10 protein-coding genes are annotated in these 14,157 nt (G+C 67.7%); 7 read left to right on the forward strand and 3 right to left on the reverse strand.

Annotation, left to right across the window (positions count from 1 at the left end; translation table 11 throughout):
• Positions 1-652 precede the first annotated feature (652 nt).
• From ABJF88_04270 to ABJF88_04300, 7 genes are all read left to right on the forward strand, one after another.
• The gene (locus ABJF88_04270; protein MEP0546123.1) at positions 653-3,064 is read left to right on the forward strand and encodes a TonB-dependent receptor; all 2,412 of its coding nucleotides are present in this window, start codon (positions 653-655) and stop codon (positions 3,062-3,064) included.
• Between the two features lie 128 nt (positions 3,065-3,192).
• Positions 3,193-3,984 carry an endonuclease/exonuclease/phosphatase family protein gene (locus tag ABJF88_04275; GenBank protein ID MEP0546124.1) on the forward strand — a complete coding sequence of 264 codons (792 nt, stop codon included), beginning with the start codon at positions 3,193-3,195 and terminating at the stop codon, positions 3,982-3,984.
• A 79-nt stretch (positions 3,985-4,063) separates the two neighbouring features.
• Positions 4,064-5,443 (forward strand): S41 family peptidase, encoded by a 1,380-nt coding sequence (locus ABJF88_04280; GenBank protein MEP0546125.1) that lies wholly within the window; start codon positions 4,064-4,066, stop codon positions 5,441-5,443.
• 199 nt (positions 5,444-5,642) lie between these two features.
• Complete coding sequence (locus ABJF88_04285; protein ID MEP0546126.1) at positions 5,643-7,391, forward strand: hypothetical protein; 1,749 nt, start codon at positions 5,643-5,645, stop codon at positions 7,389-7,391.
• 108 nt (positions 7,392-7,499) lie between these two features.
• Positions 7,500-8,639: a phosphatase domain-containing protein gene (locus ABJF88_04290; protein MEP0546127.1), complete on the forward strand. Its 1,140-nt coding sequence runs from the start codon at positions 7,500-7,502 to the stop codon at positions 8,637-8,639.
• A gap of 232 nt (positions 8,640-8,871) precedes the next feature.
• The gene (locus ABJF88_04295) at positions 8,872-9,918 is read left to right on the forward strand and encodes a DUF2911 domain-containing protein (GenBank protein MEP0546128.1); all 1,047 of its coding nucleotides are present in this window, start codon (positions 8,872-8,874) and stop codon (positions 9,916-9,918) included.
• A 154-nt stretch (positions 9,919-10,072) separates the two neighbouring features.
• Entirely contained in the window at positions 10,073-10,840 is a 768-nt protein-coding gene (locus ABJF88_04300) for an IS5 family transposase (GenBank protein ID MEP0546129.1), read from the forward strand.
• 67 nt (positions 10,841-10,907) lie between these two features.
• Here ABJF88_04300 and ABJF88_04305 read toward each other — a convergent pair whose 3' ends face one another.
• From ABJF88_04305 to ABJF88_04315, 3 genes are all read right to left on the reverse strand, one after another.
• Positions 10,908-11,600 (reverse strand): FkbM family methyltransferase, encoded by a 693-nt coding sequence (locus tag ABJF88_04305; protein ID MEP0546130.1) that lies wholly within the window; start codon positions 11,598-11,600, stop codon positions 10,908-10,910.
• 310 nt (positions 11,601-11,910) lie between these two features.
• Positions 11,911-12,945, reverse strand: coding sequence for a MamK family actin-like protein (gene mamK / locus ABJF88_04310; protein ID MEP0546131.1), 1,035 nt, complete (start codon positions 12,943-12,945; stop codon positions 11,911-11,913).
• A complete protein-coding gene (locus ABJF88_04315; protein ID MEP0546132.1) occupies positions 12,926-14,029 on the reverse strand; it encodes an N-acetylmuramoyl-L-alanine amidase in 1,104 nt (367 codons plus the stop codon). The genes mamK and ABJF88_04315 overlap by 20 nt, the downstream gene beginning before the upstream one ends.
• Between the last annotated feature and the right edge of the window lie 128 nt (positions 14,030-14,157).

Here is a 14,157-nt window from a genome sequence, read left to right on the forward strand (position 1 = left end):
TCACATCTAAGAGAGTGCCTGTTCGGCAATGGCCCTTGTGACGTAAAGTTGGTGTACGGTGGGGGTCTTAAGAGAGAATATGTCGTTAGCGCTAGGGTCGCTTCTACCCTGCGTGTTCTCGACCAAGCAGGAAGAGCAATACAAGTCACAGATGCCAGCGTAGACAGTGAAACCCAAGTGGTCGAGGAAATGAATCAATGTGTATCAGATGACCCGCACGTGATTGCCTTAGCCCGTGTTAGCAATGTTAGGCTACTGTGCTCTCACGACATGAACTTACATACTGACTTCAGAAACCATCACCTTGTCAACGGTCCTCGGGGCAACATTTATCAAAATCCAGGGCACAATCATCTGTTGCAAAGACACTGTAGCTAAGACCGTCGGTGTATCCTTGGCCCTGAACTGCATGTAGGATGCAGAACCCGGACTGGCACGACTTCGGTGATGACCTGGCGCCGGGCTGACGCAGCACGTTCGTAGAACCGGAGGCGAGGTCGGAGCAACGATCCCGGCGTTGACAACTCCTGAAGGGGGGTCCGCAACACGCGCCACGATCCCCGCAACCCTCCCCTCGGGCTGCCGTACGTCGGACCGTATGCTAACGGGAGTCCCGACCCGCTCCTGCTCTCCCCTGCTCGCCTCCTACCCGATGCGCTTCGTCCCGCTCCTCGCCCTCCTCTGCTTCGTCGCCACGGCGCCGCTCGCCCAGCCCGGCCCGCGCGGCGGCGGCCTCACCGGCCGCGTGCTCGACGCCGCCACCGGCGACCCGCTCCCCCTCGCCACCGTCGCCCTCTACCAGCTCCCCGACACGACGTTCGTCACGGGCGGCGCGGCCGACCCCGAGGGGCGCTTCGACCTCGCCCCCCTCCGCCCCGGCGACTACGACGTGCGCATCAGCGTCGTGGGCTACACCACGGAGCACCGCGCCGCGTCCATCCGCCCCGGCCCACCCACCGACCTCGGCGAGATCCGCCTCGAAGAGTCGGCCGAGGTGCTCGAAGGGGTAAGCGTCGAGGCCGAGCGCGATCTGATCGAGCAGCGCGCCGACCGCACGGTCTACAACGTCGGCGACCAGCCGATCACGTCGGGCGACAATGTGCTCGAGACGCTCAAAACGCTGCCGTCCGTCGAGGTGGACCAGGACGACAACATCTCGCTGCGCGGCGGCCGGAACGTGGCGATCCACGTCAACGGTCGGCCCGTGCCCGTCGGCGGCCAGTTCCTCGCGGCCTACCTCAAGCAGGTCGGGGCCGACGCCGTCGAGCGCGTCGAGGTCATCCCGAACCCGTCGGCGCGCTACGAGCCCGACGGGCTGAGCGGTATCATCAACATCGTGCTGAAGGAAGACGCGCCGGACCGCGGCCTCTCCGGCGGCGTCACGGCCGGCGGCGGCACGCGGCCCGAGGCGAACCTCGGCCTCAACCTCGCCTACCAGCGCGGCAAGTTCGACACGTACGGCTCCTACGGCTACTTCTACAACCGCTTCGACTTCGACGGCTCGACCGAGCGCGATTACCTCGGCACCACGTCCGACCTCCTCACGCTCGACAACATCCAGACCGGCGACCGCGTCTTCGCCAGCCATTTCGCGAACGCGACGGTCGATTACACGCTCGCCGAGCGCACGGTCCTCTCGCTCAGCGGGAACGCCTCCGTGCGCGACGGCGGCGGCGACAACCTCCAGTCGATTGCCTCGGTCTTCCGCGACGACGGCCGCGAGACCCTCGCCGAGCGCCTCTCCGATACCGATTCCGACGGGACGAACACCACCGGCACGCTCTCCTTCCAGCGCCGCTTCAACGAGGACGGCACGCACGAGCTCCGCGCCGAAGCCCGCGTTTCGGCCAACACGAACACCGAAGATCAGGTGTTCGAAGGCACCTTCGACGGGACCGCCGAGCGGTCGAGCTACCTCGACGAGTCGGACCGGACGGAGAACTGGCTCCAGCTCGATTACACGCAGCCGCTCGGAGACATCCGCCTCGAAACCGGCGCGAAGGCTACGTGGGAGACGATCGAGAACGACGTCCGCTTCGGCTCGGGCGGAGCCGACGGGCTGGCCGAAACCGCGACCGACGGCTTCGACTACGACCGCTCGATCTACGCCGCCTACCTCCAGGCCGCCGTGCCCATCGGCGCGAAGATCGAAGTGCAGGCCGGCCTCCGCGCCGAATACGCCGACCGCTCGTTCGCGATTGACAGCGAGGGCACGCCCAACGACTTCGACTACACGAGTCTTTTCCCGAGCGCGTTCGCGATCTACAACGTCGGGCCGGGCACGTCGGTCAAGGGCAGCTACAGCCGGCGCATCAACCGTCCCGGCACGTGGTTCCTCTCGCCCTTCAGCAGCCCCGAAGACGTGACCGTCACGCAGCGCGGCAACCCCGGCCTGCGCCCGGAATACACGGACTCGTACGAGCTCGCGCTCCAGTACAAGTTCTTCGTCACGCTGACGCCGTTCTACCGCCGCACGACGGATGTCATCGCCCGCCGCTTCGTCGTCGAGGACGGCCGGACGTTCTTCACGAGCGACAACTTCGCCACAGAGCAGTCCTACGGCGCGGACCTCACGCTCGCGGCGGCGATCCCGAAGACGCCGGTGCGCGGGTTCGTCTCGGGCAGCGTCTTCCGCGCCGAGACCGACGGCGGCGCCGTGGACCCGACCGTGGACTTCGGCGTCACGTCGTGGTCGGCGCGGGCGAGCCTGCAGGCGCAGCTCCGAGCGAGCACGTCGCTCCAGTTCTTCGGGTTCTTCCGCGGGCCGCGCGCGATCGCGAACGGGCGCTCGTCGGGCTTCGGGTTCACGTCGCTGGGGCTCCAGCAGAAGTTCCTCGGCGACGCGCTCTCGCTCAGCCTCCGCCTCAACGATCCGTTCTCCACGACGCGCTTCGAGTTCGAGTCGGAGAACGAGGCGTACTCGGAGCTAGGCATCCGCGACCCGGCGCAGCGCTCGTTCTCCGCGACGCTGACGTGGACCTTCGGGAAGCCGGCCGAGCGCCGCCGGACGCAGCAGCAAGGGCAACAAGGCGGCGGCATGGACGACGGCGGCATCGGCCTCTGACCCGCTCCCGGCGAGATGCGAGGCGGCGCGCTGCGCTGGACGTTAGAGGATGGGGCGCACGGCCGGCTCGGTCCTCCAAATGTCCGGCGCGGCGGGACCCGCCGGGTGGGATCGTCGTTCTGCACCCCATGCCCCGCAATCGCGCCAGCCGCCCCGCCCCGTACCTCGCCGAACTCGCCTCGCCGCTGAGCGCCGAGGCCCCGCCGTCGCTCGGCCCGCGGCTCCGCGTGGCGACGTACAACGTCCACCGCTGGGCGGGCGTCCGGGGCGGGCGGAAGTACGAGCCCGAGCCGGTCCTCACCGTCCTCGGTGAACTCGACGCCGACGTGATCGCGCTGCAGGAGGTCCTCCGCCCGTGGGACAACGGCGACCCGCTGCGCGAGGCGTCGCAGCGGCTCGGCTTCCACCTCGCGTTCGTCGTCACCCGAATCCACAAGCGTGGCGCGCTCGGGAATGCGATCCTCTCGCGCTGGCCCCTCGCCCACGCCGAGGCTATCGACCTCTCATTCGGGCGGCTGGAGCGACGCGCCGCCCTCGCCGTCCGCCTCACCGACGCCGACGGGACCCCGCCGCTGTCGGTCGCCTCGACGCACCTCGCGATCGTGGACCGAACGCGGACGCGGCAGGTCGAGGCCCTCCTCGATCACCCGCACTTCAACGATGGGCCGTCCGTGCTCCTCGGCGACATGAATGCGTGGCGGAAGAACCCGGCGTCGCGCAACCTGCAAGGCTTCGCCGAGCGGCACCACAACCGGGCGTGGCCGCCGTCGTACCCGAGCGTCCGCCCCGTCCTCGCGCTCGACCGGGTGTACGCGCGCGGCGTCCACGTCGAGGATCTGCACGCGCACGAGAGCGCGGCGAGCCGGCAGGCGTCGGACCACCTCCCCGTCGTCGGCACGGTGGTGCTGGACGACTATTGAGCGATACGTGCGGTCGCAACCCGGTGATGGACACGTCGTAGGGCGAGGTATCCGTACTCGTTCCCCTACGCCGACCGCCATGCTCCCACGCGCTACGCTCCTCGCCCTCCTCGTCTCGCTCGCTTTCTGCACCCCGCCCGCCGCGCAGCCCGGCCCCGTCACCACCGAGGAGCGCGCCGAGGTCGCCGACCGCATCGGGACGCTCCTCGCCGAGCGCTACGTCTTCGCCGACAAAGGGGTCGAGGCCGGGGCGTACGTCCGCGAGCGGATCGAGGCCGGGGCGTACGACGGCGTGACCGAGCCCGACAGCTTCGCCGCCGTGCTCACGCGGGATCTCCAGCACGTCACCCGCGACAAGCACCTCCGCGTCCGCCACCGCGCGCCGCAGCAGGGACCCGGCGGCCCGCCCGACCCGCTCCGCGAGCGGCTGTCGCAGCGCGAGCGCAACCGCGCCGCCAATCTCGGCATCCAGTCGGTCGAGATCCTCGACGGCAACGTCGGCTACCTCGACCTCCGCTTCTTCCCGCCGGAGGAGGACGTGCGCGAGGCCTACGACGCCGCGCTGCGCCTGCTCGCGAACGTGGACGCGCTCATCATCGATGAGCGGCAGCACGGCGGCGGCAGCCCGTCCGGCATCCGCTACCTCACGTCCTACTTCTTCGATGCGCCGACGCACCTCAACAGCCTGCACTGGCGCGAGGGCGACACGGAGAATGTCGAAGAGTTCTGGACCCACACCGACATCGGCGGGACGCCGCGCCCGGACCTCCCGCTCTTCGTGCTGACGAGCGACTACACCTTCTCCGGTGCCGAGGAGTTCGCCAACAACCTCAAGGAGCTCGGCCGCGCCACGATCGTCGGCGAGACGACGGGCGGCGGCGCGAACCCTGGCGGCTTGATGCCCGCGGGCCAGCGCTTCGGCGTGTTCGTCCCCGTGGGCCGCGCCGTCAACCCGATCTCGGGCACGAACTGGGAGGGCGTCGGCGTCGCCCCCGATGTCGAGGTCCCGGCCGAGGATGCGCTCGACCGCGCGCTCGAACTGGCTCGCCCCGCGGCGACGGCCTACGACGCCGCGCGCGAGCAGCGGCTGGAGACGCAGATCACCGTCCTCGAGACGGGGATGGCCGATGCCGCCGCCGCGTTCGACGCCGGGCGCGACGCGTCGGCGCAGGTGGCGACGCTCCTCCGCACCACCCTCGACACAGGCTTGATGGACGAGCCGACCATCAATGGCTACGGCTACCTCCACCTCCAGAGCGAGCGGCCCGCCCTCGCCGTCGCCATCTTCCGCTTCAACGTTCAGACGTTCCCCGAGTCGTGGAATGTCTACGACAGCCTCGGCGAAGCGCTCGCGGCGCAGGGCGAGACCGACGAAGCGAAGCGGATGTATGAGAAAGCGCGCGCCCTCGCCCCCAACGACCAGCACGGCCGCATCGACGATATGTTGGAACGACTCTAGCCCCACACTCTAACCCCACGATCCAGTCAGCCTGCTGCCCGCGGCGAACGCGAAGCCGAGAGGGAGCGACGAGGGGTTAGTTAATTTTCAGTGGTGGTTTCGAGGGCTCGCAACGCGCGTTTACTTTGCGCCGCAATGCTTTGCTTTACGAGCGCCAGGGCGCTCCTCACTGTTGCAGTCCTCCATTATCCATCCGGTTATGTCTACTCCGTTTCGCGTCCTCGGCGTGCTCCTCGTTCTCGTTATGCTCGCCGGCTGCGGCGACTCCGACCCCGTCGGCCCCGAACCCATCGGGCCGCCCGAGGAGATGCCCGCCCTCGTCATCGAGGGCGTGAGCTACGTCAACAAGCAGGTCCACAACAGCCACCTCGACGCGGTCACGACCGCCGGGTACTCCCGCACGGTCGACCTCACGATCGACTTCGGGGACGAGGTGACGATGGGCCAGATCGGCCGCATCCTCCTCTACGGCCGGACCCCGGCGGCGAACCTCGGCTGGGAGATCGGCCGCGAGGAGCTGGCCGGTCTCGCGATGGAGAACGGCGCCGTCCTCCGCATCCCCAACCTCGTCTACCTCGCCGACTATTACTCGACGGCGAGCGATGTCTTCTTCGAGCTCGTCGTCGAGGGTCTCGGCGCCGAGGGCGTCGCGTACGAGTTCATCCACAAGAACCGCTTCCCGCTCGCCTTCAACACCCAGCCGGCGTGGTACGACCGCGAACGGCTCAGCGTGGCGTTCAACTACGACTGCTGCGGCCCCACGAGCGGCCTCTCCGAGGCGCAGGCGATCTGGCTCGATGAGGACGTAGAGCTCGGCACGAGCGAGGCGCCGCCCGAGGCGGGCCTCTCCCCGACCGTGTTCCTCTTCGACGACGTGCCCGCTACGGCGTCGTCGTTCTACACCGTCGTCGAGGGCAACATCGAGGGCATCGAGACGGAGATCGTCACGGGGATCACGCCGCTCCCGACGCGCGTCCCGCCGAACACCGCGTTCGTCAACGGCATCGACGTGACCGGCTCGTTGACGTCCGAGTCCTCCAGCGCTGACGTGTTCGTCCTCCGCGATTACCAGACGAACGAGCTCCACGTCGTCCGCCCCGACGCCTCGATGGCCGGCCCGTTCGAGCTGTCGAGCGATCCCACCGCGGTCTACGCCACGGCTGAGACCGCCTTCGTCGGCTACGGGAGCGGGCGCCTCGACGCGTGGGACCTCGCCACCGGCGAGCGGCGGCGGCTCGGGACCTACGACCTCGAGATCCGGGCGCTGGGCTACGCCGAGGGCTACGTCCTCGCGATGGGCCGGGCCGATTCGTACGACCGGAAGATATACGCCATTGATGCGATCTCCGGCGTCGTAGCGAATGAGGACGACTACTTCCCCTACTACGACACCCCCATCGGGCTCGTCTTCAACGAACGCAACGGCCGGGTCTACGGGTCGTTCGGCAGCCAGCTCATGTCGGCGTCGTTCAACGCAGCCACAGGGACCTTCGCGGACTTCCGCGCGCGGGGCTCCAACAACAGCGCGTACCCGGAGCCGCCGCTCCACCTCTTCCCCGACGGCCGGGCGCTGGTTTCCGCGCAGGGCGGGATCTACACCACGTCGTCGAACGAGAGCGAGGACATGGAGTACGTCGAGCGGTTCGAGTTCTCCACCCGCGACGTCGGCTTCCTCCCGGACACCGACCGGATGCTCGCGGTTCGGGGGAACTACAGCGGCGACGTGCTCGACCTCTACGCCCTGAGCACGCGCGAGCACCTCCGCGACCTCACGGTGCCGGGCCGGCCGATGCAGATCGTCAGCGACGGCGACCGCGTCCACGTCCTCAGCATGTCGGAGAGCTACCAGCTCCCGCGCGTGATGGTGACGACGTTCGACGACGGCGACCTCACCGTCAACCGCCGGCAGCGGATGGCGCACGTCGTCGCGCGGCCCGTCTCCCGCTAGCTCGGATCCTGACGCGGGGGACGCGCTTATCTAGCGCACCCCGACCGTCCGGCGCAGTCCCCGCAACGCTCGGGGGCTGCGCCTCTTTTTTTGCCCTTCCCTCGTCCGATGCCTCATCTCCTCGCCCGCCTCCTCACCCCTATCGAAGAGACGCTCGACCGCGCCAAGCTCGGGCTCAAGTGGAAGTACGGCCTCTGGCGGGACCTCCGCGTCCGCCCCTACCTCGGCTACGGCACGCCCGACGAGGTCCGCCTCACGGGCCGCGTCCTCGACGACAAGCGGATCGAGACCGGGCCCTCGGATAGCGTGTGGACGAACGTCCGCCGCACGCTCCGCCGCGTCGAGAGCGACGAAGTGCCGGGCGCGACGGTCCGCCTCACCGACGGGGACCGGACGATGGAGGCCGAGACCGACGGCGACGGCTACTTCACGTTCAACTTCGCCCCCGACGCTCCGGCTCGCCCGTGGCACGAGGTGACGCTCGACCTCGCCGCCCCCGAGCCCGACGACCCCGCCGGGGCACGCGCGACGGGCCGCATCCTCCTCCCCCCGACCGATGCCGACTTCGCCGTCGTCAGCGACCTCGACGACACGATCGTGAAGACGGGGGCGACGAACAAGCTGTCGTACGCCCGCGCCGTGCTCCTCAACAACGCGACCTCGCGGCTCCCCTTCCCCGGCGTCGGCGCGTTCTACCGCGCGCTCCGGGGCGGGCCGGACGGCGGCGGCGGCAACCCGTTCTTCTACGTGTCGAGCAGCCCGTGGAACCTCTTCGGGCAGTTCCACGGCTTCCTCCGCCACCGCGACATCCCCGAGGGGCCGATCTTCCTCAAGGACTTCGGCATCGACGAAGACAAGTTCATCAAAGGCGGCCACCGCAGCCACAAGCTCGACTACCTCCGCACGCTCCTCGATGCCTACCCCGACCTCGGCTTCGTGCTCGTCGGCGACAGCGGGCAGGAGGACGCCGAGATCTACCTCCGCCTCGCGCACGAACGGCCGGGCCGCCTACGCGCCGTTTACATCCGCGACGTGAGCGACCGCGACCGCGACCGGAAAGTGCAGCAGATCGCCGACGAGCTAGCGGGCCTCGGCGTGCCGATGTGCGCCACCGAGCACAGCGTGGATGCCGCCCGCCACGCCGCCGAAGTCGGGTTGATCCCGGCCGATGCCGTCGAGCGCGTCGCGGCCGAGGCGGACGAGGAAGCGCAGCGCGAGACCGGCCTCTGGGACCGACTGCTCGGTTGAGAAGCGCTCTCCCATAATGAGGGCTATGCGATTATGGAAGTGGCGGGTGGCCGTCTGCAGGGGGGGGGCGCAACAGGTAAGAATTGAATCGGACGTACGCGGGCCGGGTCGGCGCTGCTCGGTGACACGGGGCGGCCGGGGCGTGAGGCAGAGCGGCGTGCCCTTCGCATCCCTCCCTCGCGCGCGTCGTAATGTTCGGGTACAACTTCTTTGTAATACGAACGCTACCGCCATGCGCCTCCGCCACCTCCCCACCGCCGCGCTGCTCGTCCTCCTCGCGAGCCCGGTCGCCGCCCAGCAAAACCTCACCGTCCCCCGTGCGAGCCCGCACGCGACCGTCAGCCAGCGGATCGGCCTCACCGACGTCACCGTCGACTACCACCGGCCCGCCGTGAACGGCCGCGCCATCTGGGGCGGGCTCGTCCCCTACGGCCAGGTCTGGCGCGCGGGTGCCAACGAGAACACGACGCTCACGCTCTCCTCGCCCGCGATGATCGGCGGCGCCGACGTGCCAGCCGGGACGTACGGCCTCCACGTGATCCCGGCGGCTCAGGGTCCGTGGACCGTCGCGCTCAGCTCGATGGCCGATGCGTGGGGCAGCTTCAGCTACGACCCCTCGGAGGACGTCGCCCGCTTCTCCGTCACGCCGCGCGCCGCGCCGATGGAAGAGTCGCTGAGCTTCCGCTTCGACGATCCAACGAACGAGGCGGCGACCCTCGTCCTCGCGTGGGAGGAGATGGAGGTCCCGATCCCGATCTCTGTCGATACGCCGAGCGTCGTCCTCGCGAACATGGAGCGGGAGATGCGGAGCCTGCCGCGCTTCTCGTGGCAGGGCTGGAACCAGATCGCCGCGTGGGCCCTCGCCAACGACCTCCGGCTCGGCGACGCGCGCGGCTGGGCCGAGCAGTCCGTTTCGATCAACCGCACGTTCACGAACACGATGACGCTCGCGGCGATCCACGCCAAACTCGGCAACGAGCGTGACGCGACCTCGACGCGCGCCGACGCGATGGCGCTCGCTACGGAAGCCGAGATGAACACGTACGGCTACCAGCTCATGGGCGCGGGCGAGATGGCCGAAGCCCTCGCCGTCTTCCGCAAGAACGTCGCCGATCACCCCGACTCGTGGAACGTGTGGGACAGCCTCGGCGAAGCGCTCGCCGCGCAGGGCGAAACGGCCGAGGCGACGGAGATGTACGAGAAGGCCCGCGCCCTGTCCCCGCAGGCCCAGCACGCCCGTATTGACGGCGTCCTCGCCGGATTACGTGGGTCGAACTGAAAGCGTGATGCCCAGAACGTGTGTTGCCGGCACCCTCACGCATCACGCTTCACGTGTCCTCTCAGAGACTGTTTGGGGAACGGCTCAGTGGAAGCCTATGGGCGCCCGTCGGCGTCTGGAAGAGCCCTGATTCGCTCACCAGACGCCCGGACCCATGCGCTCGCAACGCTACGGCTCCGACCTGACGGACGCCCAGTGGGAAGTTATCGCTCCGCTGCTCGCAGGTCATCGCTCCATCAAGCACCCCCCTCGCCGCATCCTCGACGCCCTGCTCTACCTCGCCAAGACCGGCTGCCAGTGGCGCTACCTCCCCGGCGCCTACCCGCCTTGGCAGAGCGTCTACTACGTCTTCCGACGGTGGATGGCACGGGGGCTCCTGAGGGCGCTCGTCCACCGGCTCCGCCGCCTCGTGCGCATCCGCCTCGGTCGCGCACCAAGCCCGTCGGCGGCCATCATCGACTCGCAGTCGGTCAAGACGAGCCACGTCGGCGGCGAGCGTGGCTTCGACGGGGGCAAGCTCGTCACCGGCCGGAAGCGCCATATTCTGGTCGATACGCTCGGGCTGCTGCTGGCCGTGCTGGTTCACCGGGCCGACCTCAACGACAGCCAGCGCGCGCCGCAGTTGCTCGACCGAGTGCAGGGGGAGGTCCCTCGGCTGGAAGTCGTCTTCGCCGACGCGGGCTACCGCTACACGCCTGCGGGCTTGATCTGGCGCGTGTTCGGGTGGCTGTGGCAGGTGGTCGAGCGGGAGCCGGGGCAGCGGGGGTTCGTCGTGCTGAAGAAGCGGTGGGTCGTCGAGCGAACGTTCGCGTGGTTCGGCGGGTACCGCCGGCTCTCGAAGGACTACGAGCGGCTACCCGCCGTCAGCGAAGCGTTGGTCCAACTCAGTGCGATTCGGTTGATGGTTCGACGCATCGCCTAGCTTCCCCAAACAGTCTCTCAGAACTCGTAGGGCATGGGTAGCCTCAGCCCCCACAGTTCCCTCCTTCCTATCCTATCGGCTTTCCAAAAATATGAATCGTACGATCGACCGGCTCCCTGTCCCAGGGTAGCACTTCATCTTCCCCAGGGAATTGCCTCCACCATTCGTACGACTCCCACCCTACCAACTCGAGGATCTCCTCTGCGCTAGTCCCATACCTACTCAGAGAAGAGGTGTGTATTTCTAGAGAGATCTTCGGCTTTGTCGCTAATACCTGCTGCGCTCCTTTGAGTAGGGTTGCTTCGAACCCCTCCACGTCGATCTTCAGTAGCGTAGGCTTAAGATGGAGGTAATCGTCCAGACGCACCACCGGTACGTCAATCCCTGGCCCTTTCGGGCTGACCTGCGCATTCGACTCGTCCGTAATACGTACCTGTCCCGGCTCCTGGCCTACAGCCGCTGGCACTATCTGCACGTTTTCGAAACCGTTCAGTTCTACTTGACGCTCCAAGATCTCCACGTTGCGCGGGACGGGCTCGAACGCGACCACCTTCCCCTCTTGCCCTACGCGATGGGCGAATAAGACAGTGAGTTCACCATGGTGTGCGCCACATTCGAAGATGACATCTCCAGGCTCGACCATATGCTCCCACAGGAAAGCGATCTCCCCCGTGTCCCCCCCCCATTCAAACCACATCTCTCCAACACGATCACCCAAAAAGAACTTAAAGCGATGACCGAATCGCTCGAACTCAGTCACATAGGGGCTAAAATTTCGATTCCGAATTCGGAACAGGCTACGTTTCATGAACGCCCGAACGCTCTGGGGGGCTAATGCAGCAATATTCTTTACCAACGAAGCCATAGTTATTTAGCTATTGATACACGCATCAATCACGCAACAAAGCGTATCGGACTGGTAGTTCGCGGCCTCAGGAGCAACGAACCCTACGCTGTAACCCGCCCTCAATCGCGTGTAGCGCTCAGAAGCTGTTTGGGAATCACCATCGGGGACTGCAAGCGGTGCGAACTGGTCCGTCAGTGTTGCACCCGAGGTCGAAACAGCCTCCTTACATGTCTTCCCAGAACTCATCAGGCATGTCTTGGGCGAGCGCGAGGGCACCCTCAGCCCCGGCGAAGAGCGGGTCGTCGACGACGCGGACGCGGCAGGGGCCGTACTCCTTGAGCGCGTCTTCGATGGCCTCGGCGATGCCCTTGATTTGGCTCCCGCCGCCGGCGACGTAGATGTTCTTTTTGACTAGCTCTTGGAAGTCCGGGTCGTATCGCGCGATGAGGTCGATGGCCGTCTCGGTGATGGCCGGGACGATGCTCTCGCACGCCTCCTTCAACTCCTTCGCTACGTCGATGTCCGTCATCTTGCCGCCGACGGACGCCTTCATCGGGAGCTTGCCGTTGGCGGTGCCGACGTAGCCGTGCTGCTCTTTGAAGTGCCGCACGGCGGTCTCGGAGAACCGCGCCTCGGGGTGGCGCTCTTCGAGGAGCCCCTTGAGGTGGCGGTCGACGTAGTCGCCGGCGAGCGTCAGCGTGCGCTGGTCCTCCTCGGTCGGCATCGTGCCGTGCATCACGCAGAAGTCGACGGTGCCGGCGCCGATGTCGATCACCATCGCGTTCGTGAGCGCGTCGAGCCCGTAGGCGACGGAGAACGGCTCGGAGACGACCATGAGGGCGTCGGCGTACTCGCGCACGGCGTCGCGGATGGCGAGCTTGTTCACCTTGAGCGCCTCGGCGGGGACGCCGACGGCGGCCTGGATGCGCTGGCCCTCCTCGGGCTTCACCTCCTCGATGAGGTGGTGGATCAGCTCGCGCACGGCCTCCTCGTCGCGGGCTGTGCCGTCACGGATGACGCCATTTTCGAGCGGGCGCACGAGCGTGACCGACATCCGGTTTTCGAGGGCCTTCTCGCCGAAGAGGATGTCCTCGCCGAGCATCTTCTTGGCCACGAAGTCCTTCGGCCACGCGACGTAGCTCTCGACCCACGTCCGCTTCCCGTTGGAGGCGACGATCGCGCTCCGCGACGTGCCGAGGTCGATGCCGATGTGGAGGATGTCGGCCTTGCTGGAAGCCTTAGTTTTCTTCTGAGCCATGGGGGGTAACGGTCGGGGTAGGGGTGAGCTGGCGTTGCTGAAGGTACGCGATAATGCCCTCTTCGAGGGATTGGGCGAGGGCCTCGCGGTGCGCGGCGGTGCCGAGGCGCGCCTCCTCGTCGGGGTTGCTGATCGCCGCCATCTCGGCGAGGATCGCGGGCGCCTCCACGCCGAGGAGGACGACGAACGGCCCGGCTTTGACGCCCCAGTCGCTCGCCGCGGCGTTCGTCTCGCCCACGCTCCGCACGAGGCTGTGCTGGACCGCGCCGGCCAGCTCCTTCGACTCCTGGAATTTAACCGTATTCCCGGCACGCTGCAGCATCATGTTAAACTCGGCCACGGAGTAGTCGGCGGCGGCGTTCTCACCGTGCGCGAGCTGGAGCGTCGCGTCGTCGGTTTGAAGCCCAAAGTAGTACGTTTCGAGCGGGGCGACGCGCTTGTCGGGAATCCAGTTGACGTGGAGCGAGACGAAGAGGTCAGCCTCGTGCTCGTTCGCGTAGGCGACGCGGTCGCCGAGCGCGACGGCCTCGTCGGCCTCACGCGTCAGGAGGATGCGATAGCCCTCGCGCCGCCGGAGCCGGTCGCGGAGGCGGAGGGCCACGTCGAGCGTGATGTCTTTCTCACGCATGCCCGTCGCGCCGAGCGTGCCGGGGTCGCGCCCGCCGTGGCCGGGGTCGATGACGATGGTGTTGACCTGGAGGTTGAAGATGTCGGCGAGGGCGAGGTCCTCGGGGTGCTCCACGGAGAAGCGCGCGTTCGTCGCGGGGTCCATCGCCGGCCCCATCACGGGGCCGTACTGCCCCATCCTCCTCTCCGCTGCCTGGCCGCTGTCGGGTGCCGCGCCGGCCTGCAGCCCCTGCACGATGACACCCACGAGCACCACGCCGAGTACGGCGAGGCCGACGATGGCCGAGGCGTACCGCCGCGAAACGGTCGGCGGCGGCGGCGCCTCTAGCGCTTGTGGGCGCCTGATCGGGCGCGATCGGGGTTTGGTCACCGGGTCCGCCACACGCAGGTTGTCCTCGTAGACAGCTTGGAGGATGTCGCGCTTGTTGGACGGTCTGGGCGGTGGCACGGCGGCCATGAGCGGGCGTGGTGGGCGGCGGCTCGGGGGAGGATTATCGGCGGTGGCGCGCTCGAAGTATACATACGCCGCATAGCCTCCCGCGATGCGAAAGGACCGCGACGGCGCCCCGCACCCGGAGGCGGGCA

The organism is Rhodothermales bacterium (genome assembly GCA_039944855.1).
GTDB lineage: Bacteria > Bacteroidota > Rhodothermia > Rhodothermales > JANQRZ01 > JBBSMX01.